General features: G+C 47.0%; 27 protein-coding genes. 1 reads left to right on the forward strand and 26 read right to left on the reverse strand.

Annotated features, from left to right (window positions below; translation table 11 throughout):
• Positions 1-15 precede the first annotated feature (15 nt).
• From C5I45_RS11480 to C5I45_RS11595, 24 genes are all read right to left on the reverse strand, one after another.
• Positions 16-783, reverse strand: coding sequence for a ribonuclease HII (locus C5I45_RS11480; RefSeq protein WP_014304999.1), 768 nt, complete (start codon positions 781-783; stop codon positions 16-18).
• 72 nt (positions 784-855) lie between these two features.
• Positions 856-1,704, reverse strand: a complete 849-nt coding sequence (gene ylqF / locus C5I45_RS11485; protein WP_003154287.1) for a ribosome biogenesis GTPase YlqF — start codon at positions 1,702-1,704, stop codon at positions 856-858.
• A 142-nt stretch (positions 1,705-1,846) separates the two neighbouring features.
• Positions 1,847-2,194: a 50S ribosomal protein L19 gene (gene rplS, locus C5I45_RS11490; protein WP_003154288.1), complete on the reverse strand. Its 348-nt coding sequence runs from the start codon at positions 2,192-2,194 to the stop codon at positions 1,847-1,849.
• Between the two features lie 140 nt (positions 2,195-2,334).
• Entirely contained in the window at positions 2,335-3,066 is a 732-nt protein-coding gene (trmD, locus tag C5I45_RS11495; RefSeq protein WP_003154289.1) for a tRNA (guanosine(37)-N1)-methyltransferase TrmD, read from the reverse strand.
• Entirely contained in the window at positions 3,063-3,587 is a 525-nt protein-coding gene (gene rimM / locus C5I45_RS11500; protein ID WP_003154290.1) for a ribosome maturation factor RimM, read from the reverse strand. The genes trmD and rimM overlap by 4 nt, the downstream gene beginning before the upstream one ends.
• A gap of 4 nt (positions 3,588-3,591) precedes the next feature.
• Complete coding sequence (locus C5I45_RS11505) at positions 3,592-3,978, reverse strand: YlqD family protein (protein WP_003154291.1); 387 nt, start codon at positions 3,976-3,978, stop codon at positions 3,592-3,594.
• A gap of 90 nt (positions 3,979-4,068) precedes the next feature.
• Entirely contained in the window at positions 4,069-4,314 is a 246-nt protein-coding gene (locus tag C5I45_RS11510; protein ID WP_007611392.1) for a KH domain-containing protein, read from the reverse strand.
• Complete coding sequence (gene rpsP / locus C5I45_RS11515; RefSeq protein WP_003154296.1) at positions 4,314-4,586, reverse strand: 30S ribosomal protein S16; 273 nt, start codon at positions 4,584-4,586, stop codon at positions 4,314-4,316. The genes C5I45_RS11510 and rpsP overlap by 1 nt, the downstream gene beginning before the upstream one ends.
• A 105-nt stretch (positions 4,587-4,691) precedes the next feature.
• The gene (ffh, locus tag C5I45_RS11520; protein WP_003154298.1) at positions 4,692-6,032 is read right to left on the reverse strand and encodes a signal recognition particle protein; all 1,341 of its coding nucleotides are present in this window, start codon (positions 6,030-6,032) and stop codon (positions 4,692-4,694) included.
• A gap of 13 nt (positions 6,033-6,045) precedes the next feature.
• The gene (locus C5I45_RS11525; RefSeq protein ID WP_003154299.1) at positions 6,046-6,378 is read right to left on the reverse strand and encodes a putative DNA-binding protein; all 333 of its coding nucleotides are present in this window, start codon (positions 6,376-6,378) and stop codon (positions 6,046-6,048) included.
• A gap of 121 nt (positions 6,379-6,499) precedes the next feature.
• The gene (locus C5I45_RS11530; RefSeq protein WP_025851293.1) at positions 6,500-7,270 is read right to left on the reverse strand and encodes a phosphotransferase family protein; all 771 of its coding nucleotides are present in this window, start codon (positions 7,268-7,270) and stop codon (positions 6,500-6,502) included.
• Positions 7,271-7,353: 83 nt separating this feature from the next.
• Positions 7,354-8,343, reverse strand: a complete 990-nt coding sequence (gene ftsY / locus C5I45_RS11535; protein WP_003154301.1) for a signal recognition particle-docking protein FtsY — start codon at positions 8,341-8,343, stop codon at positions 7,354-7,356.
• Positions 8,344-8,362: 19 nt separating this feature from the next.
• On the reverse strand, positions 8,363-11,923 hold the full coding sequence (gene smc / locus C5I45_RS11540) for a chromosome segregation protein SMC (protein ID WP_069013486.1): 3,561 nt from the start codon (positions 11,921-11,923) through the stop codon (positions 8,363-8,365).
• 101 nt (positions 11,924-12,024) lie between these two features.
• Positions 12,025-12,774, reverse strand: coding sequence for a ribonuclease III (gene rncS, locus C5I45_RS11545; RefSeq protein WP_003154303.1), 750 nt, complete (start codon positions 12,772-12,774; stop codon positions 12,025-12,027).
• Between the two features lie 138 nt (positions 12,775-12,912).
• A complete protein-coding gene (acpP, locus tag C5I45_RS11550; protein WP_003154310.1) occupies positions 12,913-13,146 on the reverse strand; it encodes an acyl carrier protein in 234 nt (77 codons plus the stop codon).
• A gap of 84 nt (positions 13,147-13,230) precedes the next feature.
• Positions 13,231-13,971, reverse strand: a complete 741-nt coding sequence (gene fabG / locus C5I45_RS11555) for a 3-oxoacyl-[acyl-carrier-protein] reductase (RefSeq protein WP_003154312.1) — start codon at positions 13,969-13,971, stop codon at positions 13,231-13,233.
• Positions 13,964-14,917, reverse strand: coding sequence for an ACP S-malonyltransferase (gene fabD / locus C5I45_RS11560; protein ID WP_003154316.1), 954 nt, complete (start codon positions 14,915-14,917; stop codon positions 13,964-13,966). Before fabD ends, fabG begins: the two co-directional genes overlap by 8 nt.
• Before the next feature lie 18 nt (positions 14,918-14,935).
• On the reverse strand, positions 14,936-15,934 hold the full coding sequence (gene plsX, locus C5I45_RS11565) for a phosphate acyltransferase PlsX (RefSeq protein ID WP_003154319.1): 999 nt from the start codon (positions 15,932-15,934) through the stop codon (positions 14,936-14,938).
• A gap of 13 nt (positions 15,935-15,947) precedes the next feature.
• Entirely contained in the window at positions 15,948-16,514 is a 567-nt protein-coding gene (gene fapR, locus C5I45_RS11570; RefSeq protein WP_003154320.1) for a transcription factor FapR, read from the reverse strand.
• Positions 16,515-16,620: 106 nt separating this feature from the next.
• Positions 16,621-18,669 (reverse strand): ATP-dependent DNA helicase RecG, encoded by a 2,049-nt coding sequence (gene recG / locus C5I45_RS11575; RefSeq protein ID WP_014304995.1) that lies wholly within the window; start codon positions 18,667-18,669, stop codon positions 16,621-16,623.
• Complete coding sequence (sdaAA, locus tag C5I45_RS11580; RefSeq protein ID WP_107994395.1) at positions 18,647-19,549, reverse strand: L-serine ammonia-lyase, iron-sulfur-dependent, subunit alpha; 903 nt, start codon at positions 19,547-19,549, stop codon at positions 18,647-18,649. The genes recG and sdaAA overlap by 23 nt, the downstream gene beginning before the upstream one ends.
• A gap of 20 nt (positions 19,550-19,569) precedes the next feature.
• A complete protein-coding gene (gene sdaAB / locus C5I45_RS11585) occupies positions 19,570-20,232 on the reverse strand; it encodes an L-serine ammonia-lyase, iron-sulfur-dependent subunit beta (RefSeq protein WP_003154325.1) in 663 nt (220 codons plus the stop codon).
• 142 nt (positions 20,233-20,374) lie between these two features.
• Entirely contained in the window at positions 20,375-22,042 is a 1,668-nt protein-coding gene (locus C5I45_RS11590) for a DAK2 domain-containing protein (protein ID WP_022553356.1), read from the reverse strand.
• Between the two features lie 15 nt (positions 22,043-22,057).
• Positions 22,058-22,420, reverse strand: a complete 363-nt coding sequence (locus tag C5I45_RS11595) for an Asp23/Gls24 family envelope stress response protein (RefSeq protein ID WP_003154327.1) — start codon at positions 22,418-22,420, stop codon at positions 22,058-22,060.
• Between the two features lie 258 nt (positions 22,421-22,678).
• Between C5I45_RS11595 and rpmB the strand changes: the two genes are divergently transcribed.
• A complete protein-coding gene (rpmB, locus tag C5I45_RS11600; protein WP_003154328.1) occupies positions 22,679-22,867 on the forward strand; it encodes a 50S ribosomal protein L28 in 189 nt (62 codons plus the stop codon).
• Positions 22,868-22,944: 77 nt separating this feature from the next.
• On the opposite strand, the gene spoVM is transcribed toward rpmB, so the two are convergent.
• Together spoVM and C5I45_RS11610 are read right to left on the reverse strand one after the other, a co-directional pair.
• Entirely contained in the window at positions 22,945-23,025 is an 81-nt protein-coding gene (gene spoVM, locus C5I45_RS11605) for a stage V sporulation protein SpoVM (RefSeq protein WP_003154329.1), read from the reverse strand.
• Positions 23,026-23,111: 86 nt separating this feature from the next.
• On the reverse strand, positions 23,112-23,756 hold the full coding sequence (locus C5I45_RS11610; RefSeq protein ID WP_003154330.1) for a thiamine diphosphokinase: 645 nt from the start codon (positions 23,754-23,756) through the stop codon (positions 23,112-23,114).
• Between the last annotated feature and the right edge of the window lie 50 nt (positions 23,757-23,806).

Here is a 23,806-nt window from a genome sequence, read left to right on the forward strand (position 1 = left end):
TCTTAAGCCTCTTTTCTAACAATAAGATTGAACGGGAGCGAACGTTTTTCGGTGAATAGTTGTCGGTCCGTATGCCTGAAGAGCTTCAAGATGTTCTTTCGTTCCGTAGCCTTTATTTTTTTCAAAGCCGTACATGGGGTAAGTTTTGGCGTACTCAGCCATGAGACGGTCCCGCGTTACTTTTGCTATGCAGGCTCCGGCGGCAATTGACACGCTTTTGGCATCCCCTTTTATAACTGATGACTGCGGAATGTCAAGCGGAAGGGTCATGGCATCAACAAGCAGATAATCAGGTGTTTCCGTTAAAGCATTGACGGCTTTTACCATCGCCAGTCTCGCGGCCTCATAAATGTTGATCCGGTCAATGACGTCCGCATGGACAATGCCGACTCCTACAGCCGCCGCTTCTTCCGTGATCCGGCTGTAATACTCCTCGAGCTTCTTTTCCGACAATTTCTTCGAGTCCGTGAGACCGAGAATCTCGCATTCTGCCGGCAAAATGACGGCGCCGGCGACAACCGGTCCGGCAAGCGGCCCTCTTCCGGCTTCGTCAACACCCGCAATCAGGCGGAAGCCCTTTTTGGATGACAGTCTTTCGTATGCCGTCATGTCCAGCCATTGCTCTTTAAGAGCTTTTTCCTTCGCATGCTTTTTCAGCCATTGCTCTAAAAGCGTCTGTACGCTTTTTCTCGGGTCTTTCTCACATTGGGCAAGGAAGGGGTCGCTTTCGTCCCTGATCTCTTGCAGGCGTTCTTTTACGCTTTTTACGGTTAATGTATTCACGTTCTCTTCTCCCTTACATTATGTATATCGGTATTCTGCGGAAAAAATAAAGACCCGCATCGCTGCGCGTCTTTATTCTGATGGTGCTTCAAATGAAAGCCTGCCGAATTTTTCCGTCCGGATGTCCCGAATGATAACTTCCGTTGTTTTATCATAGTCAACCATTCCGCCGCCCATCAAACAGCCGCGTTTTTCACCGATCGCGTCGAAAAGAGCGGCGATATCCTCAGGGATTTCCTGAAGTCCGTAGCGCTCCTTCAAACGGTCGGGATAATGCTCTTCCAGAAAGCGCAGCCCGAAAACAGCCACATCCTGCAGGTTGATAATCGTATCTTTAATCGCCCCGGTGATCGCCAGGCGCAAGCCGACAAGCTCATCTTCAAATTTAGGCCATAAAATTCCCGGTGTATCGAGCAGCTCTAATTCCTTGCCTACCTTTACCCACTGCTGTGAAGTGGTAATGCCGGGCCTGTCTCCCGTCTTGGCAATGTTTTTTTTGGCCAGCCGGTTAATGAGCGTAGACTTGCCGACATTCGGAATGCCGATGATTAATGCGCGGATTGCTCTCGGCCTAACACCTTTTGCTTTCATTTTATCGAACTTATCCTTCAGCAGCTCTTTCGAGGACGGCACGATTTGATGCAGTCCCTGCCCGTTAACGGAGTTTATTGAAAGAGAGGGAATGCCCTGTTCCTGAAAGTGGTCCTTCCACTGGGCAGTCACAGCCGCATCCGCCTTATCGGCTTTATTTAAAAGCATAATGCGCGGCTTATTTTTTAAAATCTCCTCAATCATCGGATTTCTCGATGACATCGGGATTCTCGCATCCACCAATTCGTATACGATATCAATTAATTTCAGTTTTTCTGTTACTTCCCGTCTCGCTTTAGCCATATGGCCCGGGAACCATTGAATGGTCATGTGACTTCGACACCTGCCTTATTTACCGGAACCGGATGTTCCGATGATCTCTTATGTATTTTACGTTGCTTGTTCCGCTTTTACAAATTTCATATAAAAAAAGAGCCTGTTACGGGTAACAAGCTCTTTTCGTTCGTTATCATTATCGTCTGATTTCTTTAATACGAGCCGCTTTTCCGCGAAGTTCACGCAGGTAGTAAAGCTTAGCGCGACGTACTTTACCGTAACGTACAACTTCGATTTTCGCGATTTTTGGTGTGTGTACAGGGAATGTACGTTCAACGCCAACACCGTAAGAAATCTTACGAACTGTGAACGTTTCGCTGATTCCACCACCACGACGCTTGATCACAACACCTTCGAAGATCTGGATACGCTCACGGTTACCCTCAACAACTTTTACGTGTACACGTAAAGTGTCACCAGGACGGAACGCAGGAAGATCAGTGCGAAGCTGTTCTTTTGTGATATCTTGAATTAGTTTTTGCATCGTTTTCAACTCCTTCCAACAGATGCTCTTGGCCACAACTGCAAGGCACAGCGGAACATCGTTTTCAAGCTTCTGAAGGATAAGCCTCCTTAAGCCACAAGTAGTATCTTATCATATCTTCATCACCTGCGCAATAGAATCTATTCGTTTTCCCACTCGGAAATCCATTTTCTTTGCTCATCAGTGAGAGGATAGTTTTCAAGAAGATCCGGACGTCTTAAAAAGGTTCTTCTGATTGATTCTTTATTGCGCCATTCTTGTATTTTGGCATGGTTGCCGGACAAAAGGGTCTCAGGCACTTTTAAGCCTTTATAATCGGCTGGCCTCGTATAGTGAGGATGCTCTAAAAGCCCCGTGCTGAAGGAATCCTCCACGTGGGATGCTTCTTTTCCGAGGACGCCCGGCAAAAGCCTGACAACGCTGTCGGCAATCATCATGGCAGGGAGCTCTCCCCCGGTCAGCACAAAATCCCCGATGGAGATTTCATCAGTGACAAGATGTTCCCGGATCCGTTCATCATACCCTTCATAATGCCCGCAAATAAACATGAGATGTTCCTCTTCCGCCAGCTCCTCGGCTTTCTTCTGCGTATAACGCTCACCTTGCGGGCAGACGAGAATAATGCGCGGCTTGGCGTCCGTACCGGCTGTCAGCTTTTCAACCGCATCAAATACGGGCTGCGGCTTTAACACCATCCCGGCTCCCCCGCCGTACGGGTAATCATCAACCGTTTGGTGTTTATTATCCGAAAAAGCCCGGAAATTGATGACGTCAAAACGGACAGCCTCTTTTTCCTGTGCTTTTTGCAGAATGGATGAACCGAGCACCCCTTGAAACATTTCGGGAAACAGTGTTAAAAAGTCGATTTTCATTCGTCTATTAACCCTTCCATTACATGAATCTTAATTTTCTTCTCATTTATATTAATATCCTTCACCACAGAAGCTATATACGGAATGAGCGCATCTTTTTTGCCTTTTCTTGCAACCACCCATACGTCATTAGCCCCGGGCGTCAAGATTTCCTTCACTGTGCCGATCAGTTCCCCGTCTTCTGACACAACCTCGCAGCCGATGATTTCATGAAAATAAAATTCATCTTCTTCAAGCTCTCCCAAGTCTTCTTCAGGAACTTTGATCACCATGTTTCTTAGGTGTTCGACTTCATTGAGACTCGGCATTTCTTTGAATTGCAGCAGGTGAAACTGCTTGTGAAGCCTGTGGGCGCTGACCGTTACTTTGATTGGCTCCGCAGCCCCTTCCGCAAACAAATAGAGCGTATTGCCGGGCTTGTACCGTTCTTCGGCAAAGTCCGTTTTAGAAATGACCCGCACTTCGCCTTTAATGCCGTGGGTATTTACAATTTTGCCTACATTAAACCATCTGTTTGTCATATTATCACCTCGGGCGGATTTCAATTACTACCCCGTCTTTTATGACGATGGTATTTGCCGCTGTTTTTTCATGCCAGTTATCACCGACATTGATTGAAAGCAGCGCATCGATCTCCTTTTCCTTCACTTCGCTTCCAAGCGGGAGCGACTCTGTCTGGCTTATTTGGAAATCGATCATTTTGATTTTATCTTGTCTTTTTTCAATGGCTTTTTTAAAAGATTCCGCTACATCGGGATTCTGCTGATCTTTTTCATGTTTTCTAAGCTGAAAATAGAGCTGGCTGCATTCTCGTTCAAGCGTTTGCTTTTTTTCTGCAAAAGAGGCCAAAAGCTTTTCCTTGCTTTGCTCGGTCAGAACCTGCATAACGGTTACCCTGTGAATAATCTGCATAGGACCAGACTCCCCACTCTTCCAACATATTTCTGTTCATTTGCCTTTTTTACGTGTAAAAAAAGGGGAGGTGCCGGCCCTCTCCCTTTTTCAGTCAAATATTTCAAATTGAACTTTCTTAGAAGACTGTGCGCCAGCTGCAAAAACGACGGTTCGAATCGCTCTTGCAGTCCGGCCTTGCTTTCCGATAATCTTACCGGTATCCGACTTATTGACAGATAAGCGCAGCGCAATCTTTTGATCAGTCTCTTCCTTTGTGACCGTTATGTCTTCCGGATGGTCGACAAGCGGAGCCACAATGCTGACAATCAAATCTTCCAAGTTCTGATCAGTCATTACTTGCCTTGTTTAGCGTTGTGGAATTTTTCCATAATTCCTTGGCTTGAGAACAAGTTGCGGACTGTATCAGAAGGTTTAGCTCCTGTTTGAAGCCATTTAAGAGCAAGCTCTTCATTGATTTTCACTTCAGCCGGCTTTGCAACCGGGTTGTATGTGCCGACTGTTTCGATGAAACGGCCGTCACGCGGTGAACGAGAATCTGCTACAACAATACGATAGAAAGGAGATTTTTTTGCTCCCATACGTTTTAAACGAATTTTTACTGCCATTTTACTAGCACCTCCGAAAATATTTCAACAAGATAGTATATTAACAATGATAAAAGTGTTTGTAAAGTGTTTTTTCTTAACAACGGTTTTATCATGTATAACCGATTACATAAAAGGTAATTTAAAGCCTTTTTTCTTCCCTTTTGACATGTTGGTCATCTGCTTCATCATTTTTTTCATTTCCTCAAACTGCTTTAAAAGACGGTTGACTTCCTGAACGGATGTTCCGCTTCCTTTTGCAATCCGCTTCCGCCGGCTGGCGTTAATAATATCCGGCTGTTCTTTTTCAAGAACAGTCATTGATTTAATGATCGCTTCCACATGATTCAGCTGTTTTTCATCGACTTGGATGTTTTTTAAGCCTTTCATTTTGCCTGCGCCGGGCATCATTTGCAGCAGTTCGTCAAGAGGCCCCATGTTTCGGACCTGGCCGAGCTGCTCCAGAAAATCATCCAATGTGAAGCTCATCGTTCTCATTTTCTGCTCAAGCTCTTTGGCTTTGTCTTCATCAACGGTCGCCTGAGCTTTTTCAATCAGCGTCAGCACGTCACCCATTCCGAGAATCCGGGATGCCATCCGTTCAGGATGGAACGCTTCAAGAGCATCGAGCTTTTCTCCCATTCCGGCGAATTTAATCGGCGTTTCGGTGACCGCGCGGATAGAAAGCGCCGCACCTCCGCGGGTATCCCCGTCAAGCTTTGTTAAAATGACGCCCGTTAAACCGAGCTGGTCATTAAAGCTTTTGGCGACGTTTACCGCATCCTGACCGGTCATTGAGTCGACGACAAGGAAAATTTCCTCAGGATTTGCGACTTCCTTTACGCCGGAGAGCTCATCCATCAGTTCATGATCGATGTGCAGCCGTCCGGCGGTATCTAAAATCACATAATCATGATGCTCTTCCTTCGCTTTTTCAATCGCCTGTCTGGCAATTTCCACCGGGCTGACCTGATCGCCAAGCGAAAAGACCGGCATATCAAGCTGTTTCCCCAGTGTTTCCAGCTGTTTAATCGCGGCGGGGCGGTAAATATCCGCAGCCACGAGCAGCGGTTTGCGGTTATGTTTTTTGCGCAGCAGGTTGGCAAGCTTCCCCGTGGTTGTCGTTTTACCGGCACCTTGGAGCCCGACCATCATAATAACGGTCGGCGGGCGTTTGGCGGCGGCAATTTTGCTTTCTTCGCCGCCCATCAGCTCGGTAAGCTCTTCTTTTACGACTTTAATAACCTGCTGACCGGGTGTCAGACTCTGCATGACGTCCTGCCCGACAGCCCGTTCACTTACTTTTTTCACAAAATCCTTTACGACTTTAAAGTTAACGTCAGCCTCAAGAAGCGCAAGACGGACTTCACGCATCATCTCTTTTACGTCTTGTTCGCTGACTTTTCCTTTTCCGCGGATTTTTGAAATCGTCTTTTGCAGTCGGTCGGCTAATCCTTCAAATGCCATTGTTTGCCGCCTCCTAATCTAATTTCTCAAGCGCTTCAATCAGAGCCGTCATTTTTTCCTCTTCCTGCAAGCCGGAAGCAAGCTCTTTCAGCTTTGTAAACATTTCTTTACGCTCCTGAAACTTTTTAAAAAGGAGCAGTTTTTCTTCATATTGTTCAAGCATCGCTTCAGTCCGTTTGATGTTATCGTAAACGGCTTGCCTTGAAACGTCATACTCTTCGGCTATTTCACCAAGGGAGAAATCGTCCAGATAATAAAGCGACATATAGCTCTTTTGTTTTGACGTCAGCAACGACTGATAGAAGTCAAACAAATAGTTCATTCTCGTCGTTTTTTCGAGCGACATTTGAGCTCTCCCCTTTGTTAAGTCAAATCCCTTTACAAAAACTTAGTTTACATGGTTTCAGAGCGTGTGTCAAGTTTTTATCTTGTCAAAGCAGGATGCCCTTTTTACATAATAAGTGTTTTCAAAAAAATTCATACAGACCGTCGTTAAAATACTCGAATTCTTGTTTTGATACACGATAGCGGCAATAGCCTTCGTAAAAAGCATTGAGACATGATTCATTTGTGACAAAACGACTGATCGCTAATGATTCATCATAACGCGGATCTCCCGCCGATATTCCCGCAGCATCGATAAACAGATAGACCTCTCCGTCTCTCACCAGCACATTATCAGTCGTGCAGTCACCGTGAATCATTGTCTGCTGAACAGGAACAGGCCTGTACCTGTCCAATTCCTTCAATAGCTCTGCACTTCCTTCAGCTTGTCCTTTTTTGACATATTCCCCGGCTCGTTTGATTTGCAGATCGAGCCAGTCTGTTTCCGGCTGTAAACCAGAGACCATTTCGGTTTCATGCAGCCGCTGCAGAAACTGGCCGAAACTTTTGATCAGCTTTTTCTTTTCAGTATCCCCTTTGGCTTTTCTTAAAGCCGAAGTCAGGGTGATTCCATCCTCAAATGACATGATGATATGGCTGGCATGCTGTTCCTGTATCATCCCATAGTAAATAGGAACAGGCAGACGACGAGTTTCCGTCAGTTGTTGTAAAACGAAGGCTTCTCTCATTAACCATTCCCGATACTTCTGTTGAAAAGAACTTTTCAGCAAAAATGCGTCTTGGCCGGTCACTATTTTTCGAACGGTTGAAGTGCCTCCCTGTTCATCCAGCAGCGACATATGGTTTATCGCGCCGATCTTACTTTCCAATTCAGCTTTCAGCCATTTGTCCAACAACTGCCCCCTCCATTCCGATCTATCAATGCGTATAAAAAAACGAGTATAAAACCGTCCATTTTATACTCGTTTTTTATTCATTAATCTTCGGCTTTTTCAACTAAATCCGAAAAGAGACCGTATACGTAAGATTCTGCATCAAACCGCTGGAGATCGTCAACCTTTTCTCCGAGGCCGACCAGTTTCACGGGGATGTGAAGCTCATTGCGGATCGCCAGGACGATACCGCCTTTTGCGGTGCCGTCAAGCTTCGTTAATGCGATACCCGTCACATTCGTCGCTTTGGAGAATTCTTTCGCCTGCGCCATCGCATTCTGGCCTGTCGTCGCGTCCAGCGCAAGGAGAACCTCATGCGGGGCCTCAGGCACTTCGCGTTCGATGACGCGTTTGACCTTTTCAAGCTCTTTCATTAAGTTAACTTTATTCTGAAGGCGGCCGGCCGTATCACAAATCAGCACATCCGCTCCTCTTGCTTTAGCCGCGTGTACGGCATCATAAATAACCGCCGCAGGGTCGCTTCCGGCAGCCTGCTTAATGACAGGCACACCTGTACGCTCCCCCCACACTTCAAGCTGTTCAATCGCCCCGGCTCTGAAGGTGTCTCCGGCAGCGAGCACAACGGATTTGCCTTCATTCTTCAGCTTATGGGCAAGTTTTCCGATCGTTGTCGTTTTTCCGACGCCGTTTACCCCGACAAGCAGAATAACGTTCAGGCGCCCGTCCTGAATATTTAATTCAGAAATCTGTTCGTCGCCGCTGTTATAAATGTCGACAAGCTTTTCAGAAATGACGGACTGCACTTCCTGAGGATCCTGAATGTTTTTCAGCTTCACTTCTTTTTTGAGCTCATCAATCAGCTCCATGACGGTTGTAAAACCTACGTCAGCGCCAATCAGCACTTCCTCAAGCTCCTCGAAGAAATCCTCGTCGACTTTCCGGTAGCGGGAGACGAGTTCGTTCACTTTATTTGAGAAGGAATTTCTTGTTTTTTCAAGACCATCTTTAAATTTTTCAGAGACGGAATCTGTCTGTTTCGTGATTTTCTCTTTTAATTTTTTAAAAAAGCTCATCTTTCAACCTCTTTCCTCGTTACTGAACGAATTCTTTTGTTTCTTCCAGTTTGACCGAAACCATTCGGGAAACGCCGGATTCCTGCATCGTAACACCGTAGAGGACATCCGCTTCTTCCATGGTGCCTTTTCTGTGGGTGATGACGATAAACTGGCTGTCGCCGCTGTATTTTTTTAAATATTGCGCAAACCTGAATACATTGGCTTCATCAAGCGCAGCTTCCACTTCATCAAGGACGCAGAACGGCACGGGCCTTACTTTCAGAATAGAGAATAAAAGGGCAATGGCAGTCAGCGCCCGTTCTCCCCCTGACAAAAGATTTAAGTTTTGCAGTTTTTTGCCCGGAGGCTGCGCGATAATGTCCACCCCGGAATTAAGAAGATCATTCGGATCAGTCAGCTTCAGTTCAGCCCGTCCTCCTCCGAATAAAGAACGGAACACGTCGTTGAATTGAGAACGGATCTGGATAAACGTTTCATGGAATCGCTTCGTCATTTCAGAATCCATTTCTTCAATGACTTGAAACAGTGTGTTTTTCGCTTCCGTCAGGTCATTTTTCTGCTCTGTTAAAAACTGATACCGTTCGTTTACCCTTTCAAACTCATCGATGCTGCCGAGATTGACCGTTCCGAGCTCTTCAATTGAAAGCTTGATCAGTTTGACCCGTTTTCTCGCCTCTTCAGGCTCGAGTTCAAGCTGATATTGTTCTTTTGCCCCTTCAAAGGATAAGCTGTACTCCTCGCGTAAATACTGCAAGAGATTATCAAGCTCAACTTCCATCCGGCCGAGTTTTACCTCTTCATCTTTCAGAATGTCCGTTTTTTGCTTGTACAGACGCTTCATCTCTTTCAGCTCAAGCTCGTTCGTATCAAGCGCCCGCTGGAGCTTCACACGCTGGTCGCGCCGGCTGGCGATCAATTCGATCGTTCTCGTTTTATCGTGAAGCTTATGATGGGCTGCTTCTTCAAGCTGCTCCTCTCCGCTTGTGCTGGACGTCATCTCTGAGGTCAGGAGGCTTAAATCTTCCCGTGTTTCTTTCAGAGCGAGCTGCGTTTCTTCAAGCTCTTTTTTCAGCCTTTTGAGGTTGTCTTCCTCACTCGAGCACGCCTGTTCTTTTTTCGCAGCGGCCACTTTACATTCCGTCAGTTCATGAGAGAGCGTTTCTTTTGTTGAGGATAGGGTCTGCTTTTGTTTTGTCAGCCTTTCCATCTCTTCCTCAAGCTCTTTCAGCTGGCCGGATGCCTCACTCAGCTGTTCTTCCAGAGCTGATTTGCGCGTCTCTTTTTCCCGGCTGCTTTCCGTCAGTGATGCTTTCTCCTGATCGTAAAGCTCCAAATGGGTATTGATGTTCTTTTCAGCAACTTCGAGTTCATACAGCCTGCCTTTTACATCCTGCTGCTTTGTTCTGAAAGCCTCACCGTCTTCACGGAGGCCGCTCAGCGTATGTTCAAGCTCTTGAATGGCCTGCTTCAGCGCTTTGACCTCTTTTTCGAGCAGAGCTGTTTTTTCTTCCATTTCGGCAAGCCGCGCAGTCACCGTCTCAAGCTCGCGGCTTCTGCCGAGCAGAGAATTGTTTTTCTTTTTGACCGCGCCGCCTGTCATTGATCCGCCTGGATTGACGACATCGCCCTCAAGCGTGACGATGCGGTAGCGGTGCCCGAGAAGCTTGGCCAGTTCATTCGCGCCTTTTAAATCTTCAGTGATCAGCACGGTGCCGAGAAGGTTTTGAATGACATTCCGATACGCCGCATCATATGTGACAAGCCCGCTCGCTGTGCCGAGGAAAGACGGATGCTTTGAAGCCGTCTGTTCATCACGGGTTTGAAGCTGGCGCGGTTTCATAACTGTAAGCGGCAGGAACGTCGCGCGGCCGAAGGAATTCTGTTTTAAATATTGAATCGCTTTCCGCGCCGCCTGCTCATCGTCTGTGACAACGTGCTGCGCCGCTGCGCCGAGTGCAATCTCAATCGCCGTTTCATATTTTTGTTCGGTCGCAATCAGTTCGAGAACGGCGCCGCGGATGCCGCCGAGCTGCTCTTTCTGCTTCAGCACTTCTTTTACGCCTTGGTAAAATCCTGAAAAATCGCCTTGCATCGTTTCAAGCATATCTTTTTTGGATCTGGCCTGCTGGACGAATTGATATGCCTGATACAGCGCTGATTCTTTCTTTTCATACTGGCGTTTTTTCTGTTCATATGCTGTCTGGACTTCGCGAAAGCGGACGACCTGATTGTGAATATCCTCTTCAACGGCGGCCAATTCCTCTTCGCACGCCGCTTTGCGGACTGCAATATCGTTACGTTCTTCAAGGTATTTTTCATTGTTTGCGGTCAGTCTCGCCTGCTGGACCGCAGATTGGGACATCTGATCATCTAAAAGCTGCAGCTCGTTGCGAATCGACGCCTGGCTGTTTAACAATTCAAAGTAATCGCTTTTTAATTGTTCGATTTTCTCTTCTACATTTTCATTATGCAGACTGAGAGCCTGCTGCTTTTCTTTCACCTGGGCGTTTAACCGCTTCACTTCCGCACGAAGTTTATCATAGACGGCAGACTGTTTTTCAATGTCCGCTTTCAGTTCGGCTTCTTTGTTCGTGTAATGTGTAACGGATTCCTCTAGCTGTTCCCGGTTTTGCGCGGCGTTTTTTTTGCGCTCTTTCAGCACTTCTTTCCGGCCTTCCAGCTTTTCCAGCTCTTCACTTGTCACGAGCAGCACCTGCTGCAGTTCGTTGACGGATTCATCAAGCGCGTGGATTTTATCTCTCGTCTCTTCTATCATCGCTTCTTTTGCGGACAGAGCTGATGATTCCGCCAATTCTTCTTGTTTTGCCGTCTGCACCTTTTCTTTTAAACCCGACCATCTGCCATGCAGTTGTTCGATGTCAAAGGCGGTAAGGGCAATTTCGACATGCTCAAGCTCTTTCTTTTTTTCTAAGTAGTCTTTGGCGATTGATGCCTGGATTTTCAGCGGTTCGACCTGATCTTCAAGCTCGTGGAGAATATCTTCCACCCTGTTTAAGTTATCCTGCGTCTCAAACAGTTTGTTTTCCGCTTTTTTCTTTCGTGTTTTATATTTCAGCACGCCGGCCGCTTCTTCAAAAATACTGCGGCGGTCTTCCGCTTTGCTGCTGAGAATCTCTTCGACTTTCCCCTGGCTGATAATGGAGAATGCTTCTTTTCCGAGCCCGGAGTCCATAAATAAGTCAATGATGTCTTTCAGGCGGCACTGCTGATTGTTGATGAGAAATTCACTTTCTCCGGAACGGTACACCCGCCTCGTCACGCTGACTTCGTGATAATCGATCGGGAGAAAATGATCTTCATTATCAAGCGTTAACGTGACTTCGGCAAGGTTCAGCCGCTTGCGCGAATCACTTCCCGCAAAAATGATATCTTCCATTTTTCCGCCCCGAAGCGAGCGGGCTGATTGTTCGCCGAGCACCCAGCGGATGGCTTCGGTAATGTTGCTCTTTCCGCTGCCGTTCGGACCGACAACGGCCGTGACGCCTTTTACAAAGTCAACGGATATCCGTTCTGCAAATGATTTAAATCCTATAACGTCTAAACGTTTGAGGAACATCCCAGATCCTCCTTATCGTATAAGTATCTCAATATTATCATAATCACCCGCTTATATCAGGCGCAGACATACTGAAATCCCCCTAGGGATACAGGGGGATTTTATTGTTTCGTATGATGTTTTTGCAATTTTGCAAGAGCTTCCTGTGCCGCATGCTGCTCGGCTTCTTTTTTGGAACGTCCGTTCCCGATACCGAGCGCCTCACCTTTAAGAGAGACGAGCGCCTCGAATTCCCGGTTGTGGGCAGGCCCTTTTTCATTGAGAATTTTGTACTCAAGCGATCCTTTTCCGTCCCGCTGTACAAATTCTTGAAGCTGGCTTTTGAAATCCATCACATGAGAAAAAGCACCATCGTTTATTTTAGGGAACACGTACTCTTTCAGGAATTGCTGAACCGGCTCAAGGCCCTGATCCAGATACAGTGCGCCGATAAACGCTTCAAACACATCCGCTAAAAGCGCAGGACGCTTTCTGCCGCCCGTCATTTCTTCTCCTTTTCCCAAGAGAACAAGATCGCCGAATGACAATTCGTGGGCAAGTGAGACGAGTGACGGCTCGCATACGATAGCGGCTCTCAGCTTCGTCAAATCTCCTTCACTCATGGCCGGATATTTGGCAAATAAGAATTGGGAGATCGTCAGTTCCAAAACAGCGTCACCTAAAAATTCAAGCCTTTCGTTGTCTTCATACGGCTTTTTCCGATGCTCATTCACATAAGATGAATGTGTAAATGCTTGATACAAAAGTTTCTCGTTTTGAAAATGAACCGAAATCCGTTCTTGGAACTCTTTAAATTGCTCTATTTTTTTATAGAACTTTTTTTTATCTTTAAAATGTGAGTGTTTTGACATAGTAACCTCCATAGGCACATCAGGTTCACCGCGCTCCCCGCCGTAAACGGAATCAGCAGCGCGTACAGCGTCAGACGCCGGTAACCGAACGATTAAAGGGCTAAAGCCCCGCTGTCAGGCGGGACTTTTAGCATCAGCTTATTGCTGGTTTTGTATGTAGTTCACAGCGTCGCCGACTGTTGCAATCTTTTCAGCATCTTCGTCAGAAATCTCCATATCAAACTCGTCTTCAAGTTCCATAACAAGCTCAACTACATCTAGGGAATCAGCACCTAAGTCTTCCTTGAAAGAAGCTTCAAGTTTGACGTCAGCTTCATCAACGCCAAGGCGGTCTACGATGATTTTCGTTACACGCTCTAATGTATCTGCCATAGCAATTCACCTCCCCTCAAGTATTATAGAGGATTCGTTTTTAAAAAACTAGAGAAACTAGGATGAAATTTTAAAAACAAATCTTTACATCACCATTCCGCCGTCAATATGAAGGGTTTGGCCCGTCATATAACGCGATCCTTCAGAAGCAAGGAACGTAACAACGCTGCTGATATCGGAAGGATCACCGAAACGCGCGAGCGGAATCTGCTTCAGCATTTCATCTTGGACTTCTTTAGAAAGCTTGTCCGTCATATCCGTGGAAATAAAGCCCGGAGCAATGGCATTGACCGTAATATTTCGGCTCGCAAGCTCTTTGGCTGATGACTTCGTTAAGCCGATTACACCGGCTTTTGCCGCCACATAGTTTGCCTGGCCGGGGTTTCCGCTGACGCCGACGATTGATGATACGTTGATAATCCGGCCGGAGCGCTGTTTCATCATCTGTCTTGTAACGGCTTTCGTGCAGTTGAATACACCTTTTAAGTTAATGTTAATGACATCATCCCATTCATTTTCTTTCATTCTCATCAGAAGATTGTCTTTTGTGATCCCCGCATTGTTCACGAGAATGTCGATTGAAGAAAATGCAGCGACAGCCTCTTTCATCATGTTTTGTACTTCTTCGGAATTTGATACATCGGCTTTTACGGCGATCGCGTTTCGGCCCAAAGATTTGATCTCATCTACGACTTCGTTCGCTTTCGCTTCATTCCCGGAGTAGTTGACTACTACATTACAGCCGTTTTTCGCAAGATCAAGCGCGATCGCCCGACCGATTCCGCGGGACGCTCCCGTTACCACTGCTGTTTTTTCATTAAGCATCCTGATTCTCCTCCTTCAGCGTTTGAATCGCCAGTTCGATGGTTTCATGGTCAGAAACCGAGATTGTTTTAAGGCGGCGGTTCACTTTTTTCACAAGGCCTGAAAGCACTTTTCCGGGCCCGATTTCAACAAACGTCGTGACGCCTTCGTCAATCAGTTTGTTAATGGTTTCTTCAAAGCGAACAGGCGAATACAGCTGTTCGATCAGTTTTTTCTTGATATCGTCTTTTTCTGTCATAACGTCAGCCGAAACGTTTGAAATCACGGGAACAGCCGCATTTTTTAACTCACAGGCGCTGAGCACCTCCTCGAGTTTTTGCGCTGCCGGCTTCATTAATTCAGAATGGAACGGTCCGCTTACTTCTAATGGGATCGCCCGTTTTGCTCCGTTGTTTTTCGCTTCCTCTGAAGCCAGCTCCACGCCTTTTGCCGTTCCGGAAATGACGATCTGGCCGGGGCAGTTCAGATTTGCAAGCTGTACGAGATGACCGTTTTCCGTCACTTGATCCGTCACCTTTTTCAAGGACTCCGCATCCATTCCGAGAATCGCTGCCATGGCGCCTTCTCCGGCCGGCACGGCTTCATTCATGAATTCTCCCCGTTTTCTTACCGTGTAAACGGCATCTTTAAATGTCATCGCTCCCGCCGCAACAAGCGCCGAATATTCTCCGAGGCTGTGGCCGGCGGTGAAATCAGGGGTGATGCCGGATTCTTTAAACTTTTCCAATACGGCGATGCTCGTTGTCAACAGCGCAGGCTGCGCATTGTATGTAAGGGTCAATTCTTCGGCGTCACCTTCAAAAATGAGCGAGCTCAGCTTTGTTTCAAGCGTTTCATCCGCTTCATCAAAAATACGTTTTGACGCTTCTTCGCGTTCGTACAGGTCTTTTCCCATACCGATATATTGTGATCCCTGTCCGGGAAATAAAAATGCAATCTTACTCATGATGCGGTAACCTCCAGACTACTCATCTGTTTTTTCTTCTTTTACTTCTTCTTCTATAAATGCGGCCACGTTTTGGCTGACCATTTCTCTCGCCTGGCGCAGCGCATGGTAAACAGCGCGTGCGTCAGAAGAGCCGTGCGCTTTAATGACGGGCGCTTTCAAACCGAAAAGACTCGCCCCGCCGTACTCAGAATAGTCCATTTTCAGTTTCATTTCCATCAGCTTCGGCTTCAGCACTCCCGCTGCGAGCTTAGAAACAAAACTTGAAGTCAGTGTATCTTTCAGCATTTTGAAAATCGATAACGCTGAACCTTCCAATGTTTTCAACGTGACGTTGCCCGTAAAGCCGTCTGTGACGATGACGTCAGCAGCGCCTTCGAGCAAGTCTCTCGCCTCAACGTTTCCGACAAAATTCACGTTTGTTTCTTTTAATAATTCAAACGTCTTTTTTGTCAGGTCGTTTCCTTTCTTTTCTTCCGTGCCGACATTTAACAATCCGACGCGGGGCGAGCTGATTCCGAGGACCTGCCGGGCATATACAGATCCCATAATTCCGTACTGGACGAGATGCTCCGGTTTGGCATCGACATTGGCTCCCACGTCCAAAAGAAGGAAACCGTCGCCTGAAACGGTCGGAAGCGTCGGCGCAAGCGCAGGCCGGTCGATTCCTTTAATTCTGCCGACGATAAACAGTCCCGCTGTCATGAGTGCGCCCGTATTCCCCGCTGAGATACAGGCGTCCGCTCTGTTTTCAGCCACTTCCTGCGCCATCAGCACCATAGAAGAGTTTTTCTTTCTGCGTACGGCGCGGACCGGTTCATCCGTCGGTTCAATCACTTCATCGGCGTGCAACACAGTGATGCGGTCTGATGTTGTTGGCAAGTGTGATTCTATCGTTGTCTTGTCACCGACCAGCGTAATATGAAGATCGTCAAATGCCTCAATACTCTTCATTACTCCGTCAATAACAGCTTTGGGTGCGTTGTCGCCTCCCATTGCATCTACAGCTATTCTCATGCATGCTCCACCTTTATGATTGTTTTGAACGGTACATATCAAAGCTGCCGGAGAACACGACTTCTTCTCCCACATAGCTGTTGACTTCAACTACCGTTCTGCCTTTTTCTTTTTCGACTGCCGTCACTTTGGCTTTCGCAACGACGCGCTCGCCTTCTTTCACCTGTCTTGTAAAGCGGATATTTGCGCTTGCGGTCAGCGCCAGCTCATCATCAATGACGGCTACGGCGAGTGAGTTCGCCTGCGCAAACAAATGATGCCCCCGCGCAATTTGATTGCGGCTGAAGACATGTTCGCGTCTTACTTCTAATATGGAAATGGCCTGGCCGTCAAGCTCCAGATCAATGATTTCACCGATCACTTCGTCTAAAGACAATGATTTCACTTCATCATCAAGCGTTTGTTCTGCCACGTTTTTAATTCTTTCCCTCAGCTCCGGTATTGAGAGCTCTAAGCGGTCTAAACGGATCGTCTGAATGCTGACGCCGAATTTCCCCGCTAATTCTTCATCTGTGATGAAGGGTGTCGATTTGATCGTCTGCTGCAATAATTTTTGGCGTTCTTTCTTGCTTCTTCTCATCTGTAAACACCATCCGGACAATTAAGACTAGGTACTAATAGTAGTATATAATCTCATAGATTGGAATGCAATGATTGTTTTTTGAAAGCCGCCGAATTTTACAGAATCAGCTTAATTTCTCCCCTTCTAAGACGCCGCTTGAAAGTAATTGACCGCGCAGCATGCGGTATTCGTCATCTTTCCAAAAAGCCTCTGAAGACACCAGATTGGCCGCATCCTGGCGGGCCGTTTCCAAAGCTCTGTAGTCATGAACCATATCCGCCACCTTGAACTCGGGCATACCGCTCTGTTTTTTTCCGAAGAAATCACCGGGACCGCGCAGTTCAAGGTCCTTTTCAGACAGCTCGAAGCCGTCGTTTGTCTCTGACATGATTCTCATCCGTTCCTTCCCGGTTTCGGATTTCGGATCGGCCATCAAGATGCAGAAAGATTGGTGGTCTCCCCGCCCGACCCGGCCGCGGAGCTGATGGAGCTGAGATAATCCGAAACGGTCGGCGTCATAGATGACCATAATCGTCGCATTCGGCACGTTCACCCCGACTTCTACGACGGTTGTTGACACAAGTACCTGACATTGATTAGCGCTGAATTCTCTCATCACTTGATCTTTTTCATCAGAATGGAGCTTCCCGTGCATCAGGCCGACATTCCATTTACCGCGGTAAACGTCAGACAGCATGTTATATACGTCAATCGCATTCTGTACATCCAGTTTATCCGACTCTTCAATGAGCGGGCAGATAATATAGGCTTGCCTTCCCTGCTTCAGCTCTTTTTCTATAAAAGCCAAAATCCGCTCCAGCATGTCGTGTTTCACCCAATACGTTTCGATTTGTTTTCGCCCCGCGGGCATTTCATCTATCACGGAAACATCCATTTCTCCGAAGACGGTAATGGCCAACGTTCTCGGAATCGGAGTGGCTGTCATAAACAGCACATCCGGATCCTGACCTTTATTCTTGAGTTTTTTGCGCTGTTCGACCCCGAACCGGTGCTGCTCGTCCGTAATAACAAGACTCAGCGCTTTGAATTCCACTTCATCCTGGATTAAAGCATGGGTCCCTACTAAAATATCAATCTCTCCGAGAGCAAGCCGCTCCAAAAGCTCCCTGCGCCGCTTTCCTTTTACAGAACTCGTCAAAAGCGCGATATTTACATCTTCATTTGCAAACAACGATACGAGAGAATCTGCATGCTGTTCGGCCAGAATTTCAGTCGGCACCATTAATGCCCCCTGATGCCCCGACAGAATCGCAGCGTACAAAGCGATGGCGGCGACGGCCGTTTTCCCTGAACCGACATCACCTTGCAGCAGACGGTTCATTCGGTAAGGGGATGTCATATCAGCGGTAATTTCCCGAAGCACGCGCGTCTGTGCGGTCGTGAGCGAAAACGGCAGGCTGTCTGTGAAAGCGGTGAGCTTTTCAGCAGGAAACACATGGCTGATGCCTTTTGACTGTTCCCTTTCCGCTTTACGGAACGCCTGCATTTTCAGCTGAAATAATAAGAATTCCTCATAAACAAACCGTCGTCTTGCCTGCTGTAACGATTCCCTCGTTTCAGGCTGATGCATCGTCTGCAGGGCATGTTTGTAATCAGGCAGCTTATAGCGGATTCTCAATTTTTCAGGAAGCGGATCGGCCGCACTGTCCAAATGATGCTGCAGCGCTTCCTTAATAAACCGTCTCATCATTTTTACGGTGACGTTTTCTTTAACGGAATAAACAGGCTCAATGCTTTTATCTTCTTGATGAGGACCGTTTTTTAATTCCTGCACGGAAACGGTCTGTCTGTGTTTATCCCATTTCCCGGATATCGTGACGACAGAACCTAACGTCAGTTTCTTTTTTAAGTAGGGACGGTTAAAGCAGACCGCGGTAATTAAATAATTGCCGACAAGCACCCTGAATGTCAGCCTGTTTCGTTTTTTGCCGTAATAGGTAAGAGAAGGTTCTGAATGAACCTTCCCTTCTACCGTCACTCTTTCTTCATGTTTTACTTCTTCTAAATCCCTCAGCTCATAGTCGTCATAACGGTAAGGGAAATAATTCAGAAGATCAGAAATGTCATAGATACCAAGTTCGTGCAATGTTTTTTCTGTTTCCGGCCCAATGCCCTTAATTTCCGCTATACTAGTTTGCTGATGGTGTGTCACTTGATTTCAGCGCTCCTCCGAAAATTTTTTTCTCTAATTCTCTTCCCGTCGGTGTCGCAGCTAAACCGCCTTGTCCCGTTTCACGCAGTGCTGTCGGCATTGTCTGGCCGATTTTGTACATCGCGTCAATCACCTCATCGCAAGGAATGCGGCTTGTAATCCCGGCCAGCGCCATATCCGCCGCGATCATCGCGTTGGATGCTCCCATTGCGTTTCGTTTGACACACGGCACTTCTACCAATCCGGCGACCGGGTCACATACGAGACCGAGCATATTTTTCAGTGTAATCGCCATTGCTTCCGCTGATTGCTGAGGCGTTCCGCCCGCCATTTCCACAATCGCGGCCGCTGCCATGCCTGATGCTGACCCGACTTCCGCCTGACAGCCTCCTGCCGCTCCTGAAATACTCGCATTATTTGCTACGACAAAACCGAACGCGCCGGCTGTAAACAGAAAACGGATCATTTGTTCTGTCGTAGGGTTCAGCTTATGCTTTACGGCGAATAACGTTCCCGGCACAACCCCGGCAGAGCCGGCGGTCGGTGTAGCGCAGATCGTTCCCATCGCCGCATTGACTTCATTTGTCGCCACAGCTTTAGAAACGGCGTCTAAAATCAGATTGCCCGACAGGCTTCTTCCCGATTGGATGTATGCCTGAAGTTTCACGGCATCTCCGCCTGTTAAACCGGTCTGACTCGTGACGCCCTTCAGCCCTTTTTCAACAGCTGCTTCCATGACGGAGAGATTGCGCTCCATTCCTTGAAAGATTTCTTCCCGTGTTTTTTGCGTCACTTTCATCTCTTGGGTGATCATCACTTCCGAAATCGGAATTTGTTTTTCTTGAGTGATTTCTATTAATTCTTTTACATTACGAAACATGTCATTTTCCTCCTGACTTTTTAGTCAGCTATCTTAGTAACCTGTATAATATTAGGAAGTGTTGAAAGCTCGTCAAGCACTTCTTCTTCAATATTCTGATCGACCTCAATCGTCATCAGCGCAAGCTGGCCGACGTCCTTACGCGCCACTTCCATATGTCCGACGTTGATGGAGAATTTCGCAAGCACATTGGCAACGCCTGCAATCGTGCCGAATTTATCATTGTGAACGACTAAAATAGCCGGGTGGTTTCCGGAAAGTCGCAGCTCAAAGCCGTTAAGCTCCGTGATTTCTATTTTTCCGCCGCCGATGGAAATACCGGTAAGGGCAAGCTCTCCCTCATCATCAGAAATGACGATACGCGCCGTATTCGGATGAACGGGCACGGCATCCTCTGTACGGAACTCTACATATATGCCCTTCTCTTCCGCAATTTGAATCGCTGTTTTAATCCGTTCATCAAATGTATCGAAATCAAGCAGGCCGCCGATAATCGCGACATCAGTGCCGTGACCCTTATACGTTTCTGCAAATGATCCGTAAAAAGACACAACGATCCGGCGGGGCTCCCGCCTGAATAAGCTTCTGGCCACTCTGCCGATCCGGGCGGCGCCTGCGGTATGTGAACTGGACGGACCGATCATGACCGGGCCGATAATATCAAAAACGCTTCTATACTTCATGCTGGTTTGCTCCTCCTTAACATCACTTCATTCAGCGCTTTTCTTTAGACTAATTGAACATTTCTCAATTGGCAAGCAGGCACACTGCCGCACTGCCGCAGGTAAATAAAGGCATAAGAATAGAAGGGCCTGATAAGCCCTTCTATTCTGCCGCAAATATATATGGATACAGAGGCTGTCTGCCGTTATGGATTTCAACCTCGATATCTTCACAGACACTAGCAATATACTCAGCGAGTTTCTCAGCTTCTTCTTCCGGCGCGTCCTCTCCGTACAGGATGGTGACGATTTCATCTTCTTCCCCGATCATTTCATCCAGCAGCAATTTCGCCGCACTTATCCGATCTTCGGCGCTGCCGATAATTGAACTGTTTAAAATGCCGATAAAATCACCTTTTTTAATATCTTTGCCGTCAATATGGGTGTCTCTGACTGAATATGTCACCTGTCCGCTTTTTACATTCCGGATGGCCTCAAGCATATTGGCTTCATTTACATCAGCCGGCTGGTCAGGGTTAAACGCAAGCAGGGCGGTCATGCCTTGAGGGACCGTTTTTGCCGGAATGACAATGACATTTTCTTCAGCTACGCTCGCCGCCTGATTGGCAGCCATCACAATATTGGAATTGTTCGGAAGAATGAAAACCGTCTCCGCATTGACAGACTGAACGGCTTCAACAATATCTTCCGTACTCGGATTCATTGTCTGGCCGCCTTCGATTACGTGTGAAGCGCCGATGCTCGTAAACAATTCAGAAATGCCCTCTCCCATTGCCACAGTCACGATGCCAAAAGGCTTGCGGGCTTCTTTCATAACGCCTGCCGGCTTTTTTTCATCATGTTCTTGGCTGATGATTGAAGTATGCTGTTCCCTCATGTTTTCAATTTTAATTTTAATCAGATCGCCGTAACGCTGTGCGAGATTAAGTACGTTTCCTGGTTCTTCGGCATGAATATGAACTTTCGCCAGCGTATCATCAGCCACGACCAGCAATGAATCGCCGAAACGGCTCAGTTCGTTTCTGAACGTCTCTTCCTTGAACGTCCGTTTATCTTGATCCAGCCTCACCATCACTTCCGTACAAAATCCGAATTCAATGTCTTCTGTACTCAGCATGCTCTGCGCGCTTTTATGATGCTCGGCATTCACCATATCATCGAGTGCCGGAAGAACCGCTTTTTTCGGTACGGCCTCTCCTTTTAAAGCAGCCAAAAAGCCTTCATATACACAAAGCAGACCTTTTCCGCCGCTGTCAACGACACCGACGTCCTTTAAAACAGGAAGCAGATCCGGCGTGCGGTTGAGCGACGCTTCCGCTTCTTCAATAACGGCCTCCATGACCGAAATAATATCGGTTTCTTCTTTGGCCGAGGCGACCGCTTTTTTAGCCGCATCCTTGGCCACGGTTAAAATCGTTCCTTCGACCGGTTTCATAACCGCCTTATATGCCATATCCACTCCCGCTTGGAGTGCTGCGGCAAACTCTTGGGCGTCAATTTGGTTTTTGTTTTCAATGCTCTTTGTGAAACCTCTGAACAATTGGGACAAGATCACCCCTGAGTTTCCTCTCGCTCCCATAAGCAGGCCTTTTGACAGGGCGATGCCGACTTTGCCGATGTCGGGTGAGTCAATGTGCTCTACCTCTCTTGCACCGGATGACATCGATAAATTCATATTTGTTCCGGTATCGCCGTCAGGCACGGGAAACACGTTCAGCGCATCCACCGCGGATGCGTTTTGAGACAATGTCTCAGCCCCCGCCAGAATCATTGCCGCAAAAGCTCTCCCATCTAAGTTTCGTCTAGACAATACTCATCCTCCTCACTACGGGTTCGTTACTCGTACGCCTTGGACATAAATATTTACAGAATCAACTGCAAGTCCGATTGTTTGATTTACTGTGTATTTTACCTTCGTCTGAACATTGTGGGCTACTTCGGATATTTTAGTGCCGTAGCTGACAATAATGTACATGTCGATATGTATTTGTTCGGCTTCCTGACGGACATGTACGCCTTTTGCGAAGTTCTCTCTCCGGAGGATTTCAGACAAACCGTCTTTAATCTGGTTTTTTGAGGCCATCCCCACTATTCCGTAACAGTCAATGGCAGCGCCTCCGGCAACCATTGCGATGACTTCGTTGGATATATCAATCTGTCCGTATTTTGTCTTCATTTCAATGGACACACAGGTTCCTCCTTCAGGTGCATAGAGTTATCATTATTCTACTATATGTATCCCATTATGAAAAGAAAAGATACAGACAGCGGCCTTCAGCGCGGAAATGTGATTGGTTTTACATGTCAAGTGATTTTTCTTGAAAGTAAGGGAAACAATAGTTGCAAACGGTTTTTAGCTGTGGTAAATTATTTAAAGTATTGTATAACGAAAGCATCTGAGACACTATGTTTAAAAAGATGTTTCGCGCAGTTAGGAGGGAAACAAATGGCACGTAAATGTTTTATTACAGGTAAAAAAACAAAAGCCGGAAACAACCGTTCTCACGCAATGAACGCTTCTAAGCGTACTTGGGGCGCCAACCTTCAAAAGGTCCGCATCCTCGTTGACGGCAAACCTAAAAAAGTGTATGTATCTGCCCGGGCTTTAAAATCCGGTAAAGTTGAGCGTGTATAAGCAAAAATGAACGCCTGCCCTTTTATGCGGCAGGCGTTTTTTATGCGTTCAAAGAGGGCGATTTCAGCTTCTTGGGCTTACTCTTTTCTAAATGAGCCCAGCATCGCCCGGACAATTCCTCCTAAAAACTTCGGCAATTTAATGGTATAAAATTTCATTTTGTCCCCTCCTATAAGTCCCGTATCCGCTGCGTTCATCACTTTAGGATTCATGGTTTTTTCCGCATATGGCAGAAGCCGCTTTTCTAATCCGCGCTCCTTACCATTATTAATATGCCTTTTGCAAACGAAAAAGTACCTCGTGAATGAATGAGTTCGTTACTAATACATAGTGTGGAACCCAGAGGAATATGACAATTATCAAGGGGATATTTAAAACCGTCGAGTGTCAGGCCGTCTGCCGCTTCCGTAAACGGAATGAAAGAAATATAGCGTCTGCGCGCTTTTTCTTCAATTGTATAACGGCCGGGCCCGAACATCTGAATGTCATTCTGCCGGTCGATCAGCTTGACATCGGTATGCTTATGTAAGGCTTTATACAGCAGCTGGATGTTCCCTAAAAAGTGATCGGCTCTTCCGCCCGTCACACCGAATACCCGAATATTTTCCGGTTCTTTTTGTAAAGCCCAGTCAAGGGCGAGTTCAAGATCGGTATAATCTTTTTCCGCCTGATACACATGGAGGGCCGGCGCCGCTTTTTGAATCTGCATGAGCTCCTCTTCCGTAATGCTGTCAAAATCACCGAAAGCTTCCTGCGGAATGATTCCGGCCTCCAAAAGAGCAACCGTCCCTTTATCAACTCCGACCCACGTCGTATCTCCGTCTGTGTATTCGGATAGATCGGGAATAAGCTCCCGCGGGCCGCCCGCAACGATATTGATTGTCTTCATATGCTATCCTCTCTCTTAGACGCGAAAAGAGCCGGCGGCTTTCACCGGGC

The organism is Bacillus sp. ZY-1-1, assembly GCF_003047165.1.
GTDB classification, from domain to species: Bacteria; Bacillota; Bacilli; order Bacillales; family Bacillaceae; genus Bacillus; species Bacillus velezensis.